Source organism: Butyricicoccus sp., assembly GCF_050872565.1.
Lineage (GTDB): Bacteria > Bacillota > Clostridia > Oscillospirales > Butyricicoccaceae > Butyricicoccus_A.
Genome location: NZ_JBNMHC010000398.1, coordinates 1 through 1,895 on the forward strand (window position 1 = coordinate 1; position 1,895 = coordinate 1,895).

General features: G+C 48.8%; 3 protein-coding genes. All 3 read right to left on the reverse strand.

Annotated features, from left to right (window positions below):
- Positions 1 to 108 (reverse strand): NAD-dependent epimerase/dehydratase family protein (locus ACR0P9_RS11810; protein ID WP_432620395.1); only part of this gene is annotated, 108 nt, incomplete at its 3' end.
- A gap of 69 nt (positions 109 to 177) precedes the next feature.
- The gene (locus ACR0P9_RS11815; protein ID WP_432620391.1) at positions 178 to 1,221 is read right to left on the reverse strand and encodes a hypothetical protein; all 1,044 of its coding nucleotides are present in this window, start codon (positions 1,219 to 1,221) and stop codon (positions 178 to 180) included.
- On the reverse strand, positions 1,175 to 1,690 hold the full coding sequence (locus tag ACR0P9_RS11820; RefSeq protein ID WP_432620393.1) for an RNA polymerase sigma factor: 516 nt from the start codon (positions 1,688 to 1,690) through the stop codon (positions 1,175 to 1,177). The genes ACR0P9_RS11815 and ACR0P9_RS11820 overlap by 47 nt, the downstream gene beginning before the upstream one ends.
- Positions 1,691 to 1,895: the final 205 nt, after the last annotated feature.

Sequence of the window (1,895 nt, forward strand, 5' to 3'; positions counted from 1 at the left end):
AGCATTGCTCAGATTATCTACCACTACGACGTCATGACCTGCCTGCTGCAGTTCAATGACGGTATGACTGCCAATATATCCGGCACCGCCGGTAATCAAAATTTGCATTGTACGTTCTCCTTTTTGAAGCTCTTTGTTCTATTATACTGCCATATCGCTTCCAGTACAATGTCTTTTTTACTCAATCGGGAAGGTCACGCGCCAGTTTCCCTGTGTTGCGCCATGATTGGCAATCTGGAAATCGCCGCACAGCTGATACTGGGAAATCCGATCCTGTGGAACATCAAAGACAAATTCATAATAATTATCCGTATCATCGTCTGATAGGAAACACTGCGAATAGTCCTCATCTACTTGCTTTCCGCTGGCATCGGTCAGCCAAACACACGCGTTATTATCGGTATTGCGGAAGTCGCGCATCGCCATCTGCACATGCAGTTTGCCGTCGATATATCCCACGCCGGTGAAATCAATACCCGGAATTTCCTGCAAGATCGTGTTATTCTCGTCCGGCTTGAGCACCGTGTGCTGTCCCGTAAACAAGCTGGCATCGTCATCCGAGCCGCCGCCACCGCCGGTAATCTCTTTTTTGGTCGTCTGCGGCTGTTCCAAGGCAGCATCCAGCGCGTGCGGGATGGTATAGCTGTTCTTTTCCTGTTTTCCGCTCAAAAACTGCGACAGCATAAAGGTCACTTTGTCCTTGACCAGATCCTTGCCGTTCATGGACGTGATGTTGATATAAAACCGCGCGGTCTGGGTATCCGGGTCATAGGTAACACGCTCACAGCCGCTGGCCGTATCCTGCGCTGTAATAATATGATAGCTGTCCATCAGATCTGTGGTCTCATCAATGCGGCCTTTTTTGTCCATATCGCGCAAAGTGACGTAAGCCTGTGCGTTATTGCCGGAAATTGACGCCGATTCCACTTCCAAGCGGATGCCGTTGTCATCGCAAGTTTTATTCACCGGCACAAAATGCTGGGCAAGTGCCGGAGAGACCGCACACATCATAGCGTATGCACTATCACTGTTTGCTGCCAGCGCGGACAGCGTGAAATTCAGGCAGACACACACAGCGGCAACCGCAGCGACTGGACGCAGGACACGGCGCGTGCGGGACATGCGCCGCACAGGATGCTTCCGCGCTTGCGTCATAACCTCCTGTACCAGTTGTTCATTGGGCTTCACTTGCTGCATCATATGTTGATACTTGCGTTTCATCGTCATTCTCCTCTCTCAAAAGCTCTCGCAGCATGTCTCGTGCACGGGTCAGTTGGGAACGAACCGTGCCGCCGCGGCGGTGCAGGGCCTGTGCGATTTGTTCGGTCGTCATATCTTCATAGTAAAACAAATGAATGACTTCCCGATACTTGGGCGGTAATTGCTGAAGGGCATCATACAAGCCAGAATCTTCCGGTGTCTCCCAAGGAAGATTTTCTTCCAGCTCTACGGTATGTCTGCGCCAAGCAGATTTGTGCATTTTATTGCAGCAATTGACCGTCACGCGCAAAAACCATGCTTTTTCGTGCTCCTCATCGTGAAATTCCGGACATTTTTTCAGGTATCGCAAAAAGACTTCCTGAAAGATCTCATCGGCGTCATACTTCGTTCCCATTCGTGCAAACGCCAAACGATATACCATGTCGGAATATTTCCGAATCAGCTGATCGGTATCTTTGTATTGTCTCACGGTGTTTTCCTCCCTTCGCTCTATACACCCTATAGCAAGACAAATTGCTGCACGCAAAAAGAATATTTTACTCTCCCTTTTCCCTCTTGTTTTTTTAAGCATACCTGATATAATAAAGACAGATAGAAAGAAAGCACCCACTCCAAAGTGGATGCTCCAAGATTAGATGATTTTAGTGTTAAAAACTGCACCTATCCTGTTGGCC